The 14,712-nt window shown below is 67.8% G+C and carries 18 protein-coding genes and 2 tRNA genes; 6 read left to right on the top strand and 14 right to left on the bottom strand.

Annotated features, from left to right (window positions below; translation table 11 throughout):
* Nucleotides 1-41 precede the first annotated feature (41 nt).
* The 3 genes from ACTJKH_RS01825 to sigK are packed head-to-tail and all read right to left on the bottom strand — an operon-like array spanning nt 42 to nt 2,087.
* Nucleotides 42-671, bottom strand: coding sequence for a DNA-directed RNA polymerase subunit beta (locus ACTJKH_RS01825; RefSeq protein WP_259162106.1), 630 nt, complete (start codon nt 669-671; stop codon nt 42-44).
* A gap of 28 nt (nt 672-699) precedes the next feature.
* Nucleotides 700-1,491: an anti-sigma factor gene (locus ACTJKH_RS01820; protein WP_440735532.1), complete on the bottom strand. Its 792-nt coding sequence runs from the start codon at nt 1,489-1,491 to the stop codon at nt 700-702.
* Nucleotides 1,488-2,087, bottom strand: coding sequence for an ECF RNA polymerase sigma factor SigK (gene sigK / locus ACTJKH_RS01815; protein WP_210098619.1), 600 nt, complete (start codon nt 2,085-2,087; stop codon nt 1,488-1,490). The genes ACTJKH_RS01820 and sigK overlap by 4 nt, the downstream gene beginning before the upstream one ends.
* A gap of 267 nt (nt 2,088-2,354) precedes the next feature.
* On the opposite strand from sigK, the gene ACTJKH_RS01810 reads away from it, so the two are divergent.
* The 3 genes from ACTJKH_RS01810 (at nt 2,355) to ACTJKH_RS01800 (ending at nt 3,871) form a co-directional block, all read left to right on the top strand.
* Nucleotides 2,355-3,011 carry a fasciclin domain-containing protein gene (locus ACTJKH_RS01810; RefSeq protein WP_259162109.1) on the top strand — a complete coding sequence of 219 codons (657 nt, stop codon included), beginning with the start codon at nt 2,355-2,357 and terminating at the stop codon, nt 3,009-3,011.
* A 130-nt stretch (nt 3,012-3,141) separates the two neighbouring features.
* Nucleotides 3,142-3,214 (top strand) — tRNA-Lys (locus ACTJKH_RS01805).
* Between the two features lie 108 nt (nt 3,215-3,322).
* Nucleotides 3,323-3,871 carry a type 1 glutamine amidotransferase domain-containing protein gene (locus ACTJKH_RS01800; RefSeq protein WP_440735531.1) on the top strand — a complete coding sequence of 183 codons (549 nt, stop codon included), beginning with the start codon at nt 3,323-3,325 and terminating at the stop codon, nt 3,869-3,871.
* Between the two features lie 28 nt (nt 3,872-3,899).
* Here ACTJKH_RS01800 and ACTJKH_RS01795 read toward each other — a convergent pair whose 3' ends face one another.
* Complete coding sequence (locus ACTJKH_RS01795; RefSeq protein ID WP_440735530.1) at nt 3,900-4,421, bottom strand: CGNR zinc finger domain-containing protein; 522 nt, start codon at nt 4,419-4,421, stop codon at nt 3,900-3,902.
* A 25-nt stretch (nt 4,422-4,446) separates the two neighbouring features.
* Between ACTJKH_RS01795 and ACTJKH_RS01790 the strand changes: the two genes are divergently transcribed.
* Entirely contained in the window at nt 4,447-4,665 is a 219-nt protein-coding gene (locus ACTJKH_RS01790; RefSeq protein WP_440735529.1) for a hypothetical protein, read from the top strand.
* Here ACTJKH_RS01790 and ACTJKH_RS01785 read toward each other — a convergent pair.
* Both ACTJKH_RS01785 and ACTJKH_RS01780 read right to left on the bottom strand, forming a co-directional pair.
* Nucleotides 4,655-5,182: a DUF1697 domain-containing protein gene (locus tag ACTJKH_RS01785; RefSeq protein ID WP_440735528.1), complete on the bottom strand. Its 528-nt coding sequence runs from the start codon at nt 5,180-5,182 to the stop codon at nt 4,655-4,657. The genes ACTJKH_RS01790 and ACTJKH_RS01785 overlap by 11 nt on opposite strands.
* Nucleotides 5,179-5,760, bottom strand: coding sequence for an isochorismatase family protein (locus ACTJKH_RS01780; RefSeq protein WP_440735527.1), 582 nt, complete (start codon nt 5,758-5,760; stop codon nt 5,179-5,181). The genes ACTJKH_RS01785 and ACTJKH_RS01780 overlap by 4 nt, the downstream gene beginning before the upstream one ends.
* 181 nt (nt 5,761-5,941) lie before the next feature.
* Between ACTJKH_RS01780 and ACTJKH_RS01775 the strand changes: the two genes are divergently transcribed.
* Nucleotides 5,942-6,865 carry a hypothetical protein gene (locus ACTJKH_RS01775; RefSeq protein WP_440735526.1) on the top strand — a complete coding sequence of 308 codons (924 nt, stop codon included), beginning with the start codon at nt 5,942-5,944 and terminating at the stop codon, nt 6,863-6,865.
* Nucleotides 6,866-6,893: 28 nt separating this feature from the next.
* Nucleotides 6,894-7,211: a hypothetical protein gene (locus ACTJKH_RS01770; RefSeq protein ID WP_440735525.1), complete on the top strand. Its 318-nt coding sequence runs from the start codon at nt 6,894-6,896 to the stop codon at nt 7,209-7,211.
* 58 nt (nt 7,212-7,269) lie between these two features.
* On the opposite strand, the gene ACTJKH_RS01765 is transcribed toward ACTJKH_RS01770, so the two are convergent.
* The 8 genes from ACTJKH_RS01765 to ACTJKH_RS01730 form a co-directional block, all read right to left on the bottom strand.
* Nucleotides 7,270-7,345 (bottom strand) — tRNA-Thr (locus tag ACTJKH_RS01765).
* 51 nt (nt 7,346-7,396) lie between these two features.
* Complete coding sequence (locus ACTJKH_RS01760) at nt 7,397-8,953, bottom strand: alpha/beta hydrolase (protein WP_440735524.1); 1,557 nt, start codon at nt 8,951-8,953, stop codon at nt 7,397-7,399.
* The gene (locus ACTJKH_RS01755) at nt 8,950-10,107 is read right to left on the bottom strand and encodes a DNA polymerase III subunit delta' (protein ID WP_440735523.1); all 1,158 of its coding nucleotides are present in this window, start codon (nt 10,105-10,107) and stop codon (nt 8,950-8,952) included. Before ACTJKH_RS01755 ends, ACTJKH_RS01760 begins: the two co-directional genes overlap by 4 nt.
* A 130-nt stretch (nt 10,108-10,237) precedes the next feature.
* Complete coding sequence (gene tmk / locus ACTJKH_RS01750; protein WP_440735522.1) at nt 10,238-10,867, bottom strand: dTMP kinase; 630 nt, start codon at nt 10,865-10,867, stop codon at nt 10,238-10,240.
* Nucleotides 10,864-13,692, bottom strand: coding sequence for a type I DNA topoisomerase (topA, locus tag ACTJKH_RS01745; protein WP_440735521.1), 2,829 nt, complete (start codon nt 13,690-13,692; stop codon nt 10,864-10,866). Before topA ends, tmk begins: the two co-directional genes overlap by 4 nt.
* Nucleotides 13,693-13,790: 98 nt before the next feature.
* Nucleotides 13,791-14,120, bottom strand: coding sequence for a helicase (locus tag ACTJKH_RS01740; protein ID WP_440735520.1), 330 nt, complete (start codon nt 14,118-14,120; stop codon nt 13,791-13,793).
* A 28-nt stretch (nt 14,121-14,148) separates the two neighbouring features.
* Nucleotides 14,149-14,493: a TadE family type IV pilus minor pilin gene (locus ACTJKH_RS01735; RefSeq protein WP_440735519.1), complete on the bottom strand. Its 345-nt coding sequence runs from the start codon at nt 14,491-14,493 to the stop codon at nt 14,149-14,151.
* A complete protein-coding gene (locus ACTJKH_RS01730) occupies nt 14,493-14,690 on the bottom strand; it encodes a DUF4244 domain-containing protein (RefSeq protein WP_440735518.1) in 198 nt (65 codons plus the stop codon). The genes ACTJKH_RS01735 and ACTJKH_RS01730 overlap by 1 nt, the downstream gene beginning before the upstream one ends.
* Between the last annotated feature and the right edge of the window lie 22 nt (nt 14,691-14,712).

Raw genomic sequence — 14,712 nt, 5'->3', positions numbered from 1 at the left:
TTTCATGTCCGGGCGCAGATCCTCTCGCGGCCGTCGCGGGCTCAGGACAGCGCGTCCATCCTCCACAGCACCGCTGAAGCAGACAGATCCTGCGCGTAGCTGCTCAGCCGCAGCGCCCTGGTCGTGAGCTCGCTCGCGCGTGCCGGCTCGGTGGCCTCGTAGTCGTCGGCGGTGTGGGTCGCCCCGGATGCCTGCAGCCGACAGAAGGCCGCGGCCCGGTCGAGCGCCACGGCGAAGTCGCCGCGGAACGCGCCACGCAGGATCGTGTCGATCAGCGCGACCAGCTCATCCGGGCTCGCCGGAGCGGGCGCACCGGCGATCACCGCGTCTGCCGAGGCCAGCTCGACCCGACCCCGCTCGTAGAGCAGGGCCGCCGTCTGCGGATCGCCGTGGATCGCGAGCTGCAGCAGATACAGGCGCCACAGGGCTCCGGGGAGGGTCCGAGACGGCGCCTTCGACCACAGCTCCGCGATCTCGTCGATGCCGTGCTCCGCGGTGAACGCCACGAGGCGATCGGCGCTCACACCACTCTCGTCCGCGCGCACACGCGTCAGCAGAGCGGATGCGGTCGCGTGCGCGATCCGCGTCTCCTCCGCAGGGTCGTGGGTGCCGACGATATTGTCGAAGGCGCTGGTGGGTCGGCGCACCGGACGGGAGAACTGCTCAGGCATCAGTCCAGGGTACGCGCGATCCGCCGCGTCAGGCGGTCGGGATCACGACGACGGGGTCGGTGGTCGGAGATCCCGAGGGCGATCCTCCGGCCTGTTCCACCGTCACGGCGATCACGTCGCCCGCGTGCATGTCGCCGGCGAGCGCGGCCGTCGCATCCCCGCCATCGGCGGCGAACACGCCCGCGGACACCGGAGTGTCTCCGCGGACGTACCAGAGCTCGTACGTCTCGCCCTCGGGCAGCGACGGCATTCCGTCGGTCACGAGGACGGACTTGCCCAGCGATGCCGACCAGTGCGCGGTGGCCGTGCCTCCGCTCTCGAGCGTGACGGAGGCCTGCTGGGCGTCATCGGCCGACTGGATGTCCTGCAGAGCGATCACGCTCGCCGGACGATTCAGGTACGTGTTGATCGCGACCGTTCCGGCCCCCACTCCGACGAGCAGAGCGAGGCACGCGGCGAGCGCGAAGAGGATGCGAAGACGACGGACCGGTGCCTTGGGAGTCGATTCCGCACCGAGCGGCTTCTGCCCGGCATCCGGGAGTCCCTCGGGGACGGTGTCCGGTGCAGAGACCGTCTGGATCACATCGCCGTTCTGCGGAGTGATCGCGATGCGGGCGAGGAGCGCCGCACGGATGTCGGGCGACGGTACGACCGGGGTCGCCCCACCCGAGAGGAGTCCCGCAGTGTCGGCATCCTCATCGGCGATCCGCTGCCACTCAGGGTGCGCGGCGAGTGCGGAGTGATACCGCTGCTGGTCGTCGGGCGACAACGCGTCGAGCGCTGCTCCTGCCGCGAGTTCCGCGAATTCCTGCTCGTTCATGCCGTCACCCCCATAGCTGTCCTCAGGCGCGAGAGCCCATCTCGCATCCGTGTCTTGATCGTCCCCAGCGGTGCTCCCACGAGCGCCGCGACTTCATTTTGACTGTATCCGCCGTAGTAGGCCAGTACGAGGGCTTCGCGCTGTGCCTCGGGAAGACCGGAGAGCGCGTGAACCACCTTCTCGCTCTCGATGCCCAGTTCCACCGTTTCCGCGACACTGTCGTGCGCGACCCCGATATCCCTGAACCCGGCCCGTACGTCTCTGTCCGCGCTGGACTGGGACGCCCGTACCCGGTCGACCGCACGACGGTGCGCGATCGTCATCACCCAGGTTCTTCCCTGCCCCTTGTTCGGAGCGAACTTCGTAGCGGATTGCCAGATCTCCAGAAAAACTTCCTGAAGCACCTCTTCGCTCTGCGAGCGGTTGACGAGGACACGGAGAATGAGCCCGAACACTCTCGACGAGAGCGAGTCGTAGAGCTCGGCGAACGCGCGCTGATCTCCGTCGCCGATGCGGAAGAGCAGGTCAGCGACAGCATCCCTCGGCGTACCGTCTTCGGGTACGTCCATCCCATCGATGACCATCTCAACCAGCATGCCGCATCCCCGCGCTTTCCCCTGCAACCGCCACCTGAAAGTGACGGAAAAGTTGTGGAGGAGAAGGTCGGCGCCGACATCGTCCGCGTCGCCCTCGTGTCCTCTTAAGTGCTTCTCGTTGAAAGCTGTTCGCGACCGACCCCCGAAACGGATTGGATCGGGGCGGTCTGAGATTTCTTTCGAGAATTTCCCATCCGATCTCGGAGGGGCTCCGAACAGCTGTCAACGCCACGGAGAGGCCGTGGCAAAGTTCTGAAGGAGCTCGAGATGTTCAGCACCAAGAAGAAGGTCACCGCAGCCATCACCCTCGGCCTTGCGAGCGCATTCCTGCTCTCCGCATGTTCCATGGGCGGAACCACCGACGAGCCGTCGGAGTCGACGGCACCGGAGTCGTCCGAGACGACTGCTCCCGAGACGATGGACCCGGCCGCGGACCTCGTCGGCCCCGGCTGCGCCGCATACGCAGAGGCAGTGCCGGACGGCGCAGGATCGGTCGAGGGCATGGCTCTTGACCCGGTCGCCACCGCCGCGTCCAACAACCCGCTTCTCAAGACCCTGGTCGCCGCAGTCAGCGGTCAGCTCAACCCCGACGTCAACCTCGTCGACACGCTGAACGGTGACGAGTTCACCGTCTTCGCTCCGGTCGACGACGCTTTCGCCAAGATCGACCCGGCCACCATCGAGGCTCTCAAGACCGACAGCGCCACGCTGAGCTCGATCCTGACGTACCACGTGGTCCCCGGCCAGATCGCTCCCTCGGACATCGACGGCACGCACGCCACCGTCCAGGGCGCTGACCTCGAGGTCACCGGCAGCGGCGACGACCTGATGGTCAACGACGCGAAGGTCATCTGCGGTGGCGTCAAGACCGCCAACGCGACCGTGTACCTCATCGACTCGGTTCTGATGCCCCCGGCTGAGTAAGCCATGGGACGCCGAGGCAGGACTCGGCACACACCATCTCGCCACTCAGGGGGAGGACGGTGAGATGGAGAAGGAGCCGCTGGCGACACGTCGTCAGCGGCTCCTTCTTTGCGCCCTAGACTGGAGGGGCGGGCCTCTAGCTCAGTTGGCAGAGCATCGGACTTTTAATCCGCGGGTCGTGGGTTCGAGCCCCACGGGGCCCACCGTTATCACCGCCGGAGCCATCCGGCCACCCCCTTCACGGCATCCGGCACCTGCGAGAGTGTCGAGTCATCCCCACCGGGACCTCCACCTCCACGAAAGGACGCATCATGGCGACTCTCACCGACAGCCGAGTGGCATTCCTGGCCACAGACGGATTCGAGGACAGCGAGCTGACCAGTCCCTGGGAAGCGGTGCAGGGCGAGGGCGCGAGCGCCACGCTGATCGCACCCGAAGGACTCCAGATCACCGGCAAGAACGGTCATGTGCAGCACGTCGACCTGACCTCCGACACGGCGAAGGCCGACGAATTCGATGCGCTCGTGCTTCCGGGCGGAGTGGTGAACGCCGATCACCTGCGGCTCGACAAGCCGTCGATCGACCTCGCCCGCTCGTTCTTCGAGCAGCACAAGCCCGTCGCCGTCATCTGCCACGGCGCCTGGATCCTGATCGAGGCCGGCGTCGTCGACGGACGCACGCTCACGAGCTACCCGAGTCTCGCGACCGACCTCCGCAACGCCGGAGCGACCTGGGTCGATGAGGAGGTCGTGGTCGACGCGGGCCTCGTCTCGAGTCGCACTCCCGACGATCTGCCCGCTTTCAACGCCAAGCTGATCGAAGAGGTCGCCGAAGGGCGGCACGCCGAGCAGACCGCGTGATCTGAACCGAGCATCCGGCGGTCCGGCGTCAGGCGCCCGCGCGCGCCCTGTGACGCCGGACCGCCGCTCTGTTCGCGCAGCGCACCGAGCAGAAGCGCTGCCGACCGTTGCGCGTCACATCCACGACGACGTTCGTGCACGGCGACGCCTCGCAGCGACCGAGGCGATCCATGCCGCGCGTGACGAGGTGCAGCGACGTGCCGACCGCGAAGATCGCCCGGAGCACGTACGGCAGTGACTGCACGTCGTCTCGGTAGTGCAGATGCCATCCCTCGCCGTCGTGGTTCGTGAGGCGCGGATACGCCGCAGCCCTTGCCATCTGGGCGTTGAGCACTTCGGCCCTCGCCGAGGGATCCCGCTCGTCGACGATCCGCAACCAGTCGTCGACGACCTCACGCACCCGCTCGTGATCATCAGGTGCGGGCGGGAATGTCATCGTCATGCCCATCTCGAGCGTTCTCGCCTCGATCCCGACGCGATCGGCGGGAAAGTCGTCGGCGAGCGATGCGGCCAACAGCACCGCATACTCGCCGTAAGGGTTGAGATGCATAAGGCCATTACATCACGCTGGATGCATGACCTCGCTGAACACCCTGCCGATCCCCCACCCGACCAGAACCGCGCACGAGCACGCCTGGCTCGTCGAGTCGAGGCATCCGACGAGCGAAGGCGTCGTCGTCTACGTGCGGTGCGGCGACTGCGCGACGCGACGGGTCGACCTGCAGTCGCACCCGCAGGTTCCGCCGACAGCGCTCAGCCGCGAGGCTCGGCACGTCGATCCGCTCATGCCGTGAGCTCGGCGAGCTTTCGCACCGTGCGGAGGTTGCGAGCCGTGCCGGCGACTCCGAGCGCACGGTCGAGCACCGCCTTGGTGAGCTTCGTGCTGTGCACGCCACCCTCGGCGTAGTCGATCCAGAGATCGTCGCCGACGAGCGCGATCCGCTCCCCCGGCACGAGACGCTGCTGCAACGCTTCGATCGCCCCGGCCGCGGGGCGCCCTTCGAGGAACATCGCGTGCAGCAGCTTCTCGGATGCCCCGTCGAAGCGGTGCGAGTCGAGGGCACGCACGAGCGCCTCGTGGGTCCGCAGGATCACAGGAGTGTCGACGCCGAACTCACGGGCGATCAGCGCGCGGACCTCCGCGCACGCGGATGACGGATCGTCCGGATGCGCGCACACGATGTTCCCGCTCGCGATGTACGTCGACACCTCCCCCAGCACCGGGACGAGCGCCTCCCGCAGCTCCGCCATCGGCACGCGGTTGCGCCCGGAGACGTTGACCGCGCGCAGCAGCAGGGCACTGCGCGTCACGCAGCGCCGCTCTCGATCAGAGTGGCGCCCGCATGAGCGAGCTCCGCGAGCGCCGCCTCGCTCGGCTCGGGAGCGACACCCGCGACGAGGTCGGTGAGGATCCGCACCTGCACACCGTGCGCGATCGCGTCGAGGGCGGATGCGCGGACGCAGTGGTCGGTGGCTATCCCGACCACATCCGCACTCAGCACGCCCGCGCTCGTGAGGATCGCCGCGACGGTGTCGCCCTTCTCCGTCGCACCCTCGAACATCGAGTAGGCGGGCTTCCCCTGACCCTTCTGCACGTGGTGCGTGACCGCGTCGGTCACCAGCAGGGGGTCGTACTCGGCACCGTTCGTGCCCGCGACGCAGTGGACGGGCCACGTGTCGACGAAGTCGGGGGCTTCGGCGAAGTGACCGCCGTTGTCCCCGTCGGGGTCGTGCCAGTCCCGTGACGCGACGATCACGTCGTAGTCATCGGCGTGGGCCTCGAGGAAGACGGAGACGGCGGATGCGACCGCATCGCCGCCCTCGACGGCCAGCGCACCGCCCTCGGTGAAGTCGTTCTGCACATCGACGATCAGAAGCGCTCTGCTCATGGTTCGAGGGTACGCCTGTGCATTACGCATCCGTCGTCATGCGATCTGCGGAGAATGGCCACAGGTCCACGTGGACGCCGACGATCTCTGGCCAGGAGTCTTAGATCGGAAACCTCATACACGCTTAGAGTGACCCCGAACGAAGACATAACGTCTTCATGTATAGAGAAAGGTGAGAACAGTGGCACGAAGAAAACTGGGGTTCGTGGCCTCGCTCCTGACCATGGTCGTACTCGCGACATCGATAGGCGCTCCGGCGCAGGCAGAGGATGACACCTCGCGCGCCGAGCAGGCCTCCGAGGCCATCGGGGCAGCAGCTCCCGCATCCGACCTGGCGAAACCGGGCATCGTCGACGACGGACAGGTGCTCACGAGCGCGAACGACACGAGCGCGGCGGTGCCGCTCTCACCGGACGGCGACATCGTCGTCACGGTCGCCGGCGCTGACGGGACGCAGACCGCGAGGATCGCCCTTCCCGACGAGATCGCCGTGGGCTCGGGTGTCGTGACGGACGACGGAACCGTGGTCTACCCCGCCGCCGACGGGTCGGCCGACGCGGTCGCGGTGCAGACGCTGGCAGACGGCTCGACCCGCGTGCAGACGGTGATCGCGGATCCATCGAGCGCGCATGAGTTCGGTTACCGGATGCAGGGCTACCGCCCGTACGAGAGCGACACCGGAGAAGTCGTGTTCGTCAACGCCGCGGGCGACTTCGTCAACGTCGACGCGCCTTGGGCCGTGGATGCGAACGGTGCCAGCGTCGACACCCACTACGAGATCCACGGAAAGGAACTGGTGCAGGTGGTCGAGCCCGACGAATCGACTGCCTACCCCATCGTCGCCGATCCCAGCTGGATCTGGTACGCACCAGCCTGGGGCATGAAACTCTCTCGCACCGAGACCTCCCGGGTCAGGGACCTGGGTGCTGCCGGCTCGATGTGCGCGATCTTCGCACGCGGTGCCCCCGGATTCACCGTCGCCTGCGGTGCATTCGCCGGATACATGAGCGTGCAGGCGAATCTCGCCCAGAGCGACAGCCCGCGGTCGTGCCTGTTCTTCACTGCGGCTCCCATTCCGGGAGTGATCTGGAGGATCAAGTGCTGAGCCTCGCGCGTTCAGAGGGGCGTCGCTGATGTCGGAGGTGCAGCTCGCCACCGTCGTCTGCGTCACGACAGCGGCTCTCGCCGTGAGCGCCGGCTTGTCCTTCGGCGCACCTCTCACCGGCCCGGCACGGTGGATGGGAGTCGCAGCGGGCGCGCTCATCGTCGGGGCGGTCACCGCGGGTGGTCTCGCGTTGGCGTCTCAGACGCCCTGGGTCGGTCCGATGTTCGCGATCGTCACCGGTGCGACTGCCGTCCTGGTGTCTGCTCACGCTCGTCGAGACGAGCCCGGATTCCGTTCCGAGCCCTTCTGGCGGCGCGTGAGGATGGCGCTGAGCACCCGCCGCTGAGAGCGCCTGTCAGAGGAAACCATAAGGCCCCGTGATCTTTTCAGATCACGGGGCCTGCTGGAGCCGCTTGTCAGAATCGAACTGACGACCTTTTCATTACGAGTGAAATGCTCTGCCGACTGAGCTAAAGCGGCGCGATCATCGATATTACCCGTTCCGGAGCCGCACCGCGAATCGAGCCCGACTCACTCGCAGCGAAGGCCGTCTTCGGGCACGACATCGTCGAGGAGGAAGGCCTCCACAGCACTGTCGACACACGTGTTGCCCTTGTTGTATCCCGTGTGTCCCTCGCCGACGCGAGTGATCAGCACACCCTCTTCGAGCTGGTCGGCGAGCGACTCCGACCACTCGTACGGTGTGGCCGGATCGTTGGTGGTACCGACGACGAGGATCGGCCCCGCACCCTCTGCGGTGATCTCGCCCCGAGTGCCGGTGGGCGGGTACGGCCACACCGAGCAGGAGTCAGGCCCGTCCCAGTACGGCGCGATGGTCGGCGCGCCCTCGGCGATCTTCGCGTCGCTCGCGGCCTCGGCGGCGGGGTCGTCTTCGACGGGGTAGTCCATGCAGTTGTACGCGCGGAAGGCTTCGCTCGAGTTGTCGAGATAGGCGCCGTCCTCGCGCCCGTTGTAGAAGTCCGCGAGGAAGAACGCCGTTGTCGGGTCGCCCTGCAGCGTCTCGTCGAAGGCCTGGGTCAGGTACTGCCAGCTGTCGGCGGAGTAGAGCGCCGCGATGATCCCGGTCATCAGGGCGTCGGCTCCGAGCATCCGCCCGTCGCCGTTCTCGAGCGGGTTCGCATCGACGCTCGAGAGCAGAGCGCCGAGGTCGGCCATCGCCTCGTCGACAGTGCCGTTGAACGGGCACTCCCCCGAGTCGAGGCAGTCCTTCATGTACGCGCGCAGGGCCGATTCGAACCCCAGCGCCTGAGTCGCGCCCACGTCGAGACCCGACACCGCCGGATCGATCGCGCCGTCGAGCACGAGGCGCCCCGCCTTCTCGGGGTAGAGGTTCGCATAGGTGGCACCGAGGAACGTGCCGTACGAGTAGCCGAGGTAGTTGAGCTGTTTGTCACCGAGAACCGCACGGATGAGATCCATGTCGCGCGCTGCGTTGATGGTGGTGATGTAGGGAAGGATGCCACCGCTGTTCGCCTCGCACGCGTCGGCGAACTCCTTGTGCGCCTCGAGCAGCTCGGCCTCCCAGTCCTCGCTGCCGCGGGGTGCGTCGGGGATCGAGTACAGGTAGTCGTCCATGCCTGCGGCATCGAAGCAGGTGACGGCGGTCGATTGTCCGACACCGCGGGGATCGAAACCGATCACGTCGTAGTTCTCGATCAGGTCGGCGCCGACCGCGAAGTCGAGGCTGTCGCGGATGAGCTCCACACCGCTGGCGCCGGGCCCTCCGGGGTTCGTGAGCAGGGATCCCTGCGCGGTCCCCGTGGCCTGATGGCGCACGACGGAGAGGGTGATCTCGCCGTCGCCCGGGTTCTCCCAGTCGAGGGGCGCGGTCACGTCGGTGCAGTCGAATCCCGTGCCGCACTCGGTCCACGTGAGCGTCTGCCCGTAGAACGGCATCAGGTCTTGCGCGACGCCCTCGGTGTCGGGTGCGTTGGTGACCGAAGGCTTGGGCTCGGCGCCCTCGGGGATCATCGCGTACAGACACCCGGACAGTGCGACGGATGCGGCGGCGAGACCGGCGACCACCGCCACGGCGCGTCGGATGCGGGAAGTCGGTCGAGTGTTCACGGTGTCCTCCCGCTCGTGACAGTCACGAGCAAGCTCTCGAGGGCGAGCAGTGGTGCGACGTTGCGCTCCAGCGACTGGCGCGTATCGGCAAGGTGGTCGAGTACGACAAGGGTACGGGTCTCGGGCCATGCGGCCGCCAGCGCCGCCAGCTCTTCGCGCAGCTCACGGTTGATCAGCTCGCCGTCCCGGCCGAACTGCAGCATGACCACATCACGGAAGAGCGACTGCAGATCGGTCAGGACCCTGTCGATGCCGTCGCGCAGGCTCCGGGTCGCACGCTTCTTCTGATCGTCTTCGAGCGCGGAGATCTGGCTGCGCAGTGCTGGCGGAACTGCCTGCCCCTCTGCGACGCCGACCATGCGCAGCAGATTGGCGCGCTCGGCCGCATCGCGTTCGGCGGTGAGAGCCTTGGCATCGTCTGTGGCCGCCTGGATGATGCGCCCGGCGACCTCGACCGCGTCGCCGACCCCGCGCACCCCCAGCACGGATCGCAGGGTCTCGTCGCGGCGCCTGCGCGCGGCGTCATCGGTCGCCAGACGCTGGGCCATGCCGATATGACGCTGCGCATGCCGTGCAGCCTGTTCGGCGATCGCCTCGTCGACCCCGGTGCGCAGCGTGATCAGCCGCGCCACGTCTGCGACGTCGGGCTCGCGAAGTCGCAGCGAGCGCACCCGCGAGCGGATGGTGGGCAGCAGATCGGCCTCACTGGGTGCGCAGAGGATCCAGACGGTCTGCTCGGGCGGTTCCTCGAGCGCCTTCAGGAGGACGTTGGAGGTGCGCTCGACCATGCGATCGGCATCCTCGACGACGATCACCCGGTAGCGCCCCGCGGACGGTGCGAAGTACGAACGCTCGACCAGGGCGCGGGCCTCGGCGATCGTGATGATGACCTTGTCGGTGCGCAGCGCCGTCACGTCGGGGTGGGTTCCGGCGAGCACCTGTCGCATCGCCGCTTCGTCGTCGGGATGATCCGCGACCAGTGCGGCGGCGAAGGCGTGGGCGAGCGTGGAGCGCCCTGACCCGGGAGGCCCGGTGATGAGCCACGCATGCGACAGAGCCGTCGGGTCGGATGCCGCGTTGCGCAGCGTCTCGACCGCGGCGTCCTGCCCCCACACATCGGCCCACGGAAACGGGGCGGCGACAGTCTGGGGCATGGTCTCAGCCTAATCGGGAGCGCCGACGTCGGCGGCACTCCCGGCCTGAGGCGAGCGCGCCGAACGACGAGGAGCCCGCGGATGGCTCGACGGGCGTGGTCGAATGCGCGACAGGCGGGCGCGAAAGCCCTCAGCCGAGCAGGGTCGAGACGCGTTCGCGGATCTGAGCGGCGATGGCCTCGGGTGTCGCCGAGGCGTCGAGCACGAGGAACCGCTCGGGCTCCGCATCCGCGAGGCGCAGATACGCGTCTCGCACGCGCGCATGGAACTCGGTCTTCTCGGCCTCGAGCCGATCGAAAGGCTTGTCTGCGGAGTCGAGGCGCACGCGTGCCGACTCGGGATCGAGGTCGAGCAGCACGGTGAGATCGGGAAGCGCACCCTCGGCGGCCCACAGCGAGAGGTTGCGGATCTCGTCGCCGTCGAGCACACGGCCAGCCCCCTGGTACGCCACGGAAGAGTCGAGGTATCGATCCTGCAGCACGACCTCACCGCGGGCGAGCGCCGGCCGGACGATCGTCGCCACGTGGTGCGCCCGATCTGCGGCATAAAGAAGCGCCTCGGCACGCGGGGCGATGTCACCGCGATGGTGCAGGACGATGTCGCGGATCAGCTGCCCGACCTCCGAGCCGCCGGGCTCGCGGGTGCGCACCACCGTGCGGCCAGCGTCGATCAGCCACTCGGCGAGCAGGTTCGACTGGGTGGTCTTGCCCGAGCCGTCTCCGCCTTCGAGCGTGATCCAGACGCCGGAATCCGACGTCACGAACCGGCCTTCTTCGCAGCGTTCGCGGCGCGTGTGGCCGCTGCCTTCTTGGCCGCGGCGGAACGAGCGGCAGCCTTCTCGGCATCCGTCGCAGATGCCTTCGCGGCGGTGGTCTTCTTCGCGGGAGCTTTCTTCGCGGGAGCTTTCTTCGCGGGAGCCTTCTTGGCCGCGCCCCGCTTGGGAGCCGGCCCCTTCGCACGCTTGTCCGCCAGCATCTGCACGGCGATCTCGAAGGTGATGTCCTCGACCTTCTGGCCGCGCGGGATCGTCACGTTGGTCTCGCCATCCGTGACGTACGCGCCGAAGCGACCGTCGCGGATGCGGATCGGCTTGCCGCTGACCGGGTCGGCCTCGAACTCGGCGAGCGCGCTCGACGCACGGCGGGATCCCGCTCCATACTTCGGCTGAGCGTAGATCTCGAGGGCCTTCTCGAGGGTCACGTCGAAGATCTGCGATTCGCTCTCGAGCGACCGGGAGTCCGTGCCCTTCTTGAGGTACGGACCGAAACGGCCGTTCTGCGCGGTGATCTCGTCGCCGGTCTCGGGGTCGGCACCCACGACGCGAGGCAGGCTGAGCAGCTGCAGCGCAGTGTCGAGCTCGATCGTGTCGACCGACATCGACCGGAACAGCGAGGCGGTGCGGGGCTTCGGTGCCGCATCCTTCTTCGCGCCGCGCTTCGGCTTGGGCGCCTCGACGACCTCGCCGGTCGCCTCGTCGACCGCGGCGTCGTCGGACACCGGGTCGGTCTCCTGCACGTACGGACCGAAGCGTCCGTCCTTGACGACGACGATCTTGCCGTTGTCGGGGTTGGTTCCGAGCACGCGATCGCCGGCGACGGGAGCATCGATGAGCTCCTGCGCCTTCGCCGCCGTGAGCTCGTCGGGCGCGAGATCCTCGGGCACGTTGACGATGCGGGGCTTTTCGTCGGGAGCCTCGGGGTTCGCGACCTCGAGGTACGGACCGTACTTGCCGAAACGCAGCGTCGCCGTCTCGGTGATCGGCGTCGAGTTCAGAGCACGCGCATCGATCTCGCCGAGGTTGTCGACGGTCTGACGCAGGCCGACGTGCGAGTCCGAGCCGTAATAGAAGGAGCGCAGCCACTCGACGCGCTTCTGCTCGCCGCGGGCGATCGCATCGAGGTCGTCTTCGAGCGCGGCCGTGAAGTCGTAGTCGATGAGGTCGGCGAAGTGCTCTTCGAGCAGACGGACGACGCTGAACGCGAGCCACGTGGGCACGAGGGCCTGGCCGCGCTTGGTCGCATAGCCGCGATCGATCACGGTGCCGATGATGCTCGCGAACGTCGAGGGGCGTCCAATGCCGTGCTCCTCGAGCGCCTTGACCAGGGATGCCTCGGTGTAGCGCGGCTTCGGGGTCGTGCGGTGCCCCTTGGCCTCGGACTCCGACATGCGCAGCTCGTCGCCGACGGCGACGATCGGCAGCGACTGGTTCTCGTCGGTGTCCTTGTCGTTGCGCTTCTCGTCGCGTCCTTCTTCATAGGCCTCGAGGAAGCCCTTGAACGTGTACACGGTTCCGGATGCCGTGAACTCGGCCTTCTGCCCCGCCGCATCGACGAGGATCGTGACCGTCGTGGTCTCGTACTTGGCGTCGGCCATCTGGCTGGCGACGGTGCGCTTCCAGATCAGGTCGTAGAGACGGTGCTCCTCGCGGTCGAGCTCGGAAGCGACCGACTTCGGGGTGCGGAAGTTCTCGCCCGAGGGTCGGATCGCCTCGTGCGCCTCCTGCGCGTTCTTGCTCTTCGACTTGTAGACGCGGGGCTTGAGCGGCACCGCCGAGTCGCCATAGAGCGCGACGGCCTGGCTGCGCGCAGCCTGCACCGCCTGCGTGCTCAGCGCCACGGAGTCGGTACGCATATAGGTGATGTAGCCCTTTTCGTACAGACGCTGGGCGACGCTCATCGCCTGCTTGGCGCTCATCGAGAGCTTGCGTCCTGCCTCCTGCTGCATGGTGGAGGTCGTGAAGGGGGCGTACGGGCTGCGGGTTCCGGGCTTCGCCTCGACCTTCGTCACCGCACCGGTGCCAGCCGCGTCGACAGCGTGCGCCAGAGCAGCGGCCTTCTTCTCGTCGAGGATGACGACGGCCTTCTTGAGCTTTCCGTCGTCGTCGAAGTCCGTGCCGCGGGCGAGCTGGCCACCGTCGACGCGAACCAGGCGCACCTTGAATCCGGACGACGACGAGGCGAGCGCCTCGACGTCCCAGTACTCGGCCGACACGAAGGCCATGCGCTCGCGTTCGCGCTCGACGATCATGCGGGTCGCGGCGGACTGCACGCGTCCTGCCGAAAGGCCGGTCTTGACCTTGTACCAGAGCACGGGCGAGACGTCCCACCCGTAGAGGCGGTCGAGGATGCGGCGCGTCTCCTGCGCGTCGACGAGGTCGGTGTCGAGCTCGCGGGTGTTGCCGATGGCAGCCTGGATCGCGTCCTTGGTGATCTCGTGGAAGACCATGCGCTTGACCGGGACCTTGGGCTTCAGGGTCTCGAGCAGATGCCACGCGATGGCCTCGCCCTCGCGGTCCTCATCAGTGGCGAGCAGAAGCTCGTCGGCCGTCTTGAGCGCACGCTTGAGCTCGGCGACGGTCTTCGTCTTGCGATCGGAGACCACGTAGTAGGGGTCGAAGTCGTTGTCGACGTCGATCGAGTACTTCCCGTAGGCCTGCTTGTCGGCCGCGGGGATGTCCTTCTTGTCTGCGAGGTCGCGGATGTGTCCGACCGAGCTGAGCACCTCGTAGCCATCGCCGAGGTACCCCTGGATCGACCGCATCTTCGTCGGAGACTCGACGATGACGAGCTTCTTGCCTTCAGCCAAGGGAGCATCCTTTCTTCGAAGCACACCATACACACCGCCGTGATGGGTTGGTCACAGAGGTCGCCTGCATTTTCGCGGGAAAGTGCTTCGTGCCGCCGTCAGGATCCCTCGGGTGGCCCAGCACGGGCTCGGGACACGGCAGCGAGTCCAGCGTACGCCGCGTTCACCTGCACGGTCGCCACGAAGCTGTCGAGGGCGCACGCGATGAGTGTCGCCCCCGACGCCGCAGCCACGCGTGCGGCAAGGGTGCACGGGTCGTCGCCTGTCGCGATCGCTCCGCTGGCGGCGTCCGCTGCGGCGAGCGCTGCAGCGTCGGCGGCCCCGGCTGCGCGCTGCGCCGTGACCGCCGCTCCCCCGACGGCCGCGAGCCCCAGAGAGAGGGCAGCCGCGACCGAGAGGAGCCCTGCGGCGAGAGCTGATCCGGCCATCAGCGCACCCTCCGTCCGGTCGTGGGCATCAGAGTCCGCCACCGAGCGCGCAACTCGACGCCTGCAATCCGAGCCTGATGAATCCGCCGATCGCGTAGTCGGTGCGCGCGGACACGCACACGAGGTCTCCGGAGGACGAGCTCGTCATCCCCGCTCCGGGCACAGCTGCGGTCACAGCCTGCGCCGCTGCCCCATCGTCCTCCCCTCGGCCGAGAAGCCGTGCGGCATCGGCGGTCGCATCCTGCAGCGCGACCTGCCGGGCGGCGGCGCCGAGTGCTCCCGCTCCGAGCAGGAGGGCGAGGACGACCGCCGGGAGGGCGAGCGCGAGCTCTGCCGCCACGGATCCTCGTTCAGCGTCTCGGTCGGGGAGCATCACGACACCGTGAGGGCCCGACGCACCAGGTCGGTGAGGATGCCTCGCACCTCGTCGGAGCGCATGATCACGACGAGCAGTCCGGCGAAGGCGACGGCGGCCATGGTCGTGATCGCGTACTCGGCGGTGGCTGCGCCGGTGTCGTCCCCGAAGAGAGCGGAAGCGCGGCGGCGGGTGAGCGGAGGGACGGCGTTCATGGGTTCCTTCTTTCTGTGGGTG

The organism is Microbacterium sp. 22215, assembly GCF_052045655.1.
GTDB classification, from domain to species: domain Bacteria; phylum Actinomycetota; class Actinomycetes; order Actinomycetales; family Microbacteriaceae; genus Microbacterium; species Microbacterium phyllosphaerae.
Note: the sequence above shows the minus strand (reverse complement) of the source record. Positions and strands in the feature narration are given on the sequence as shown.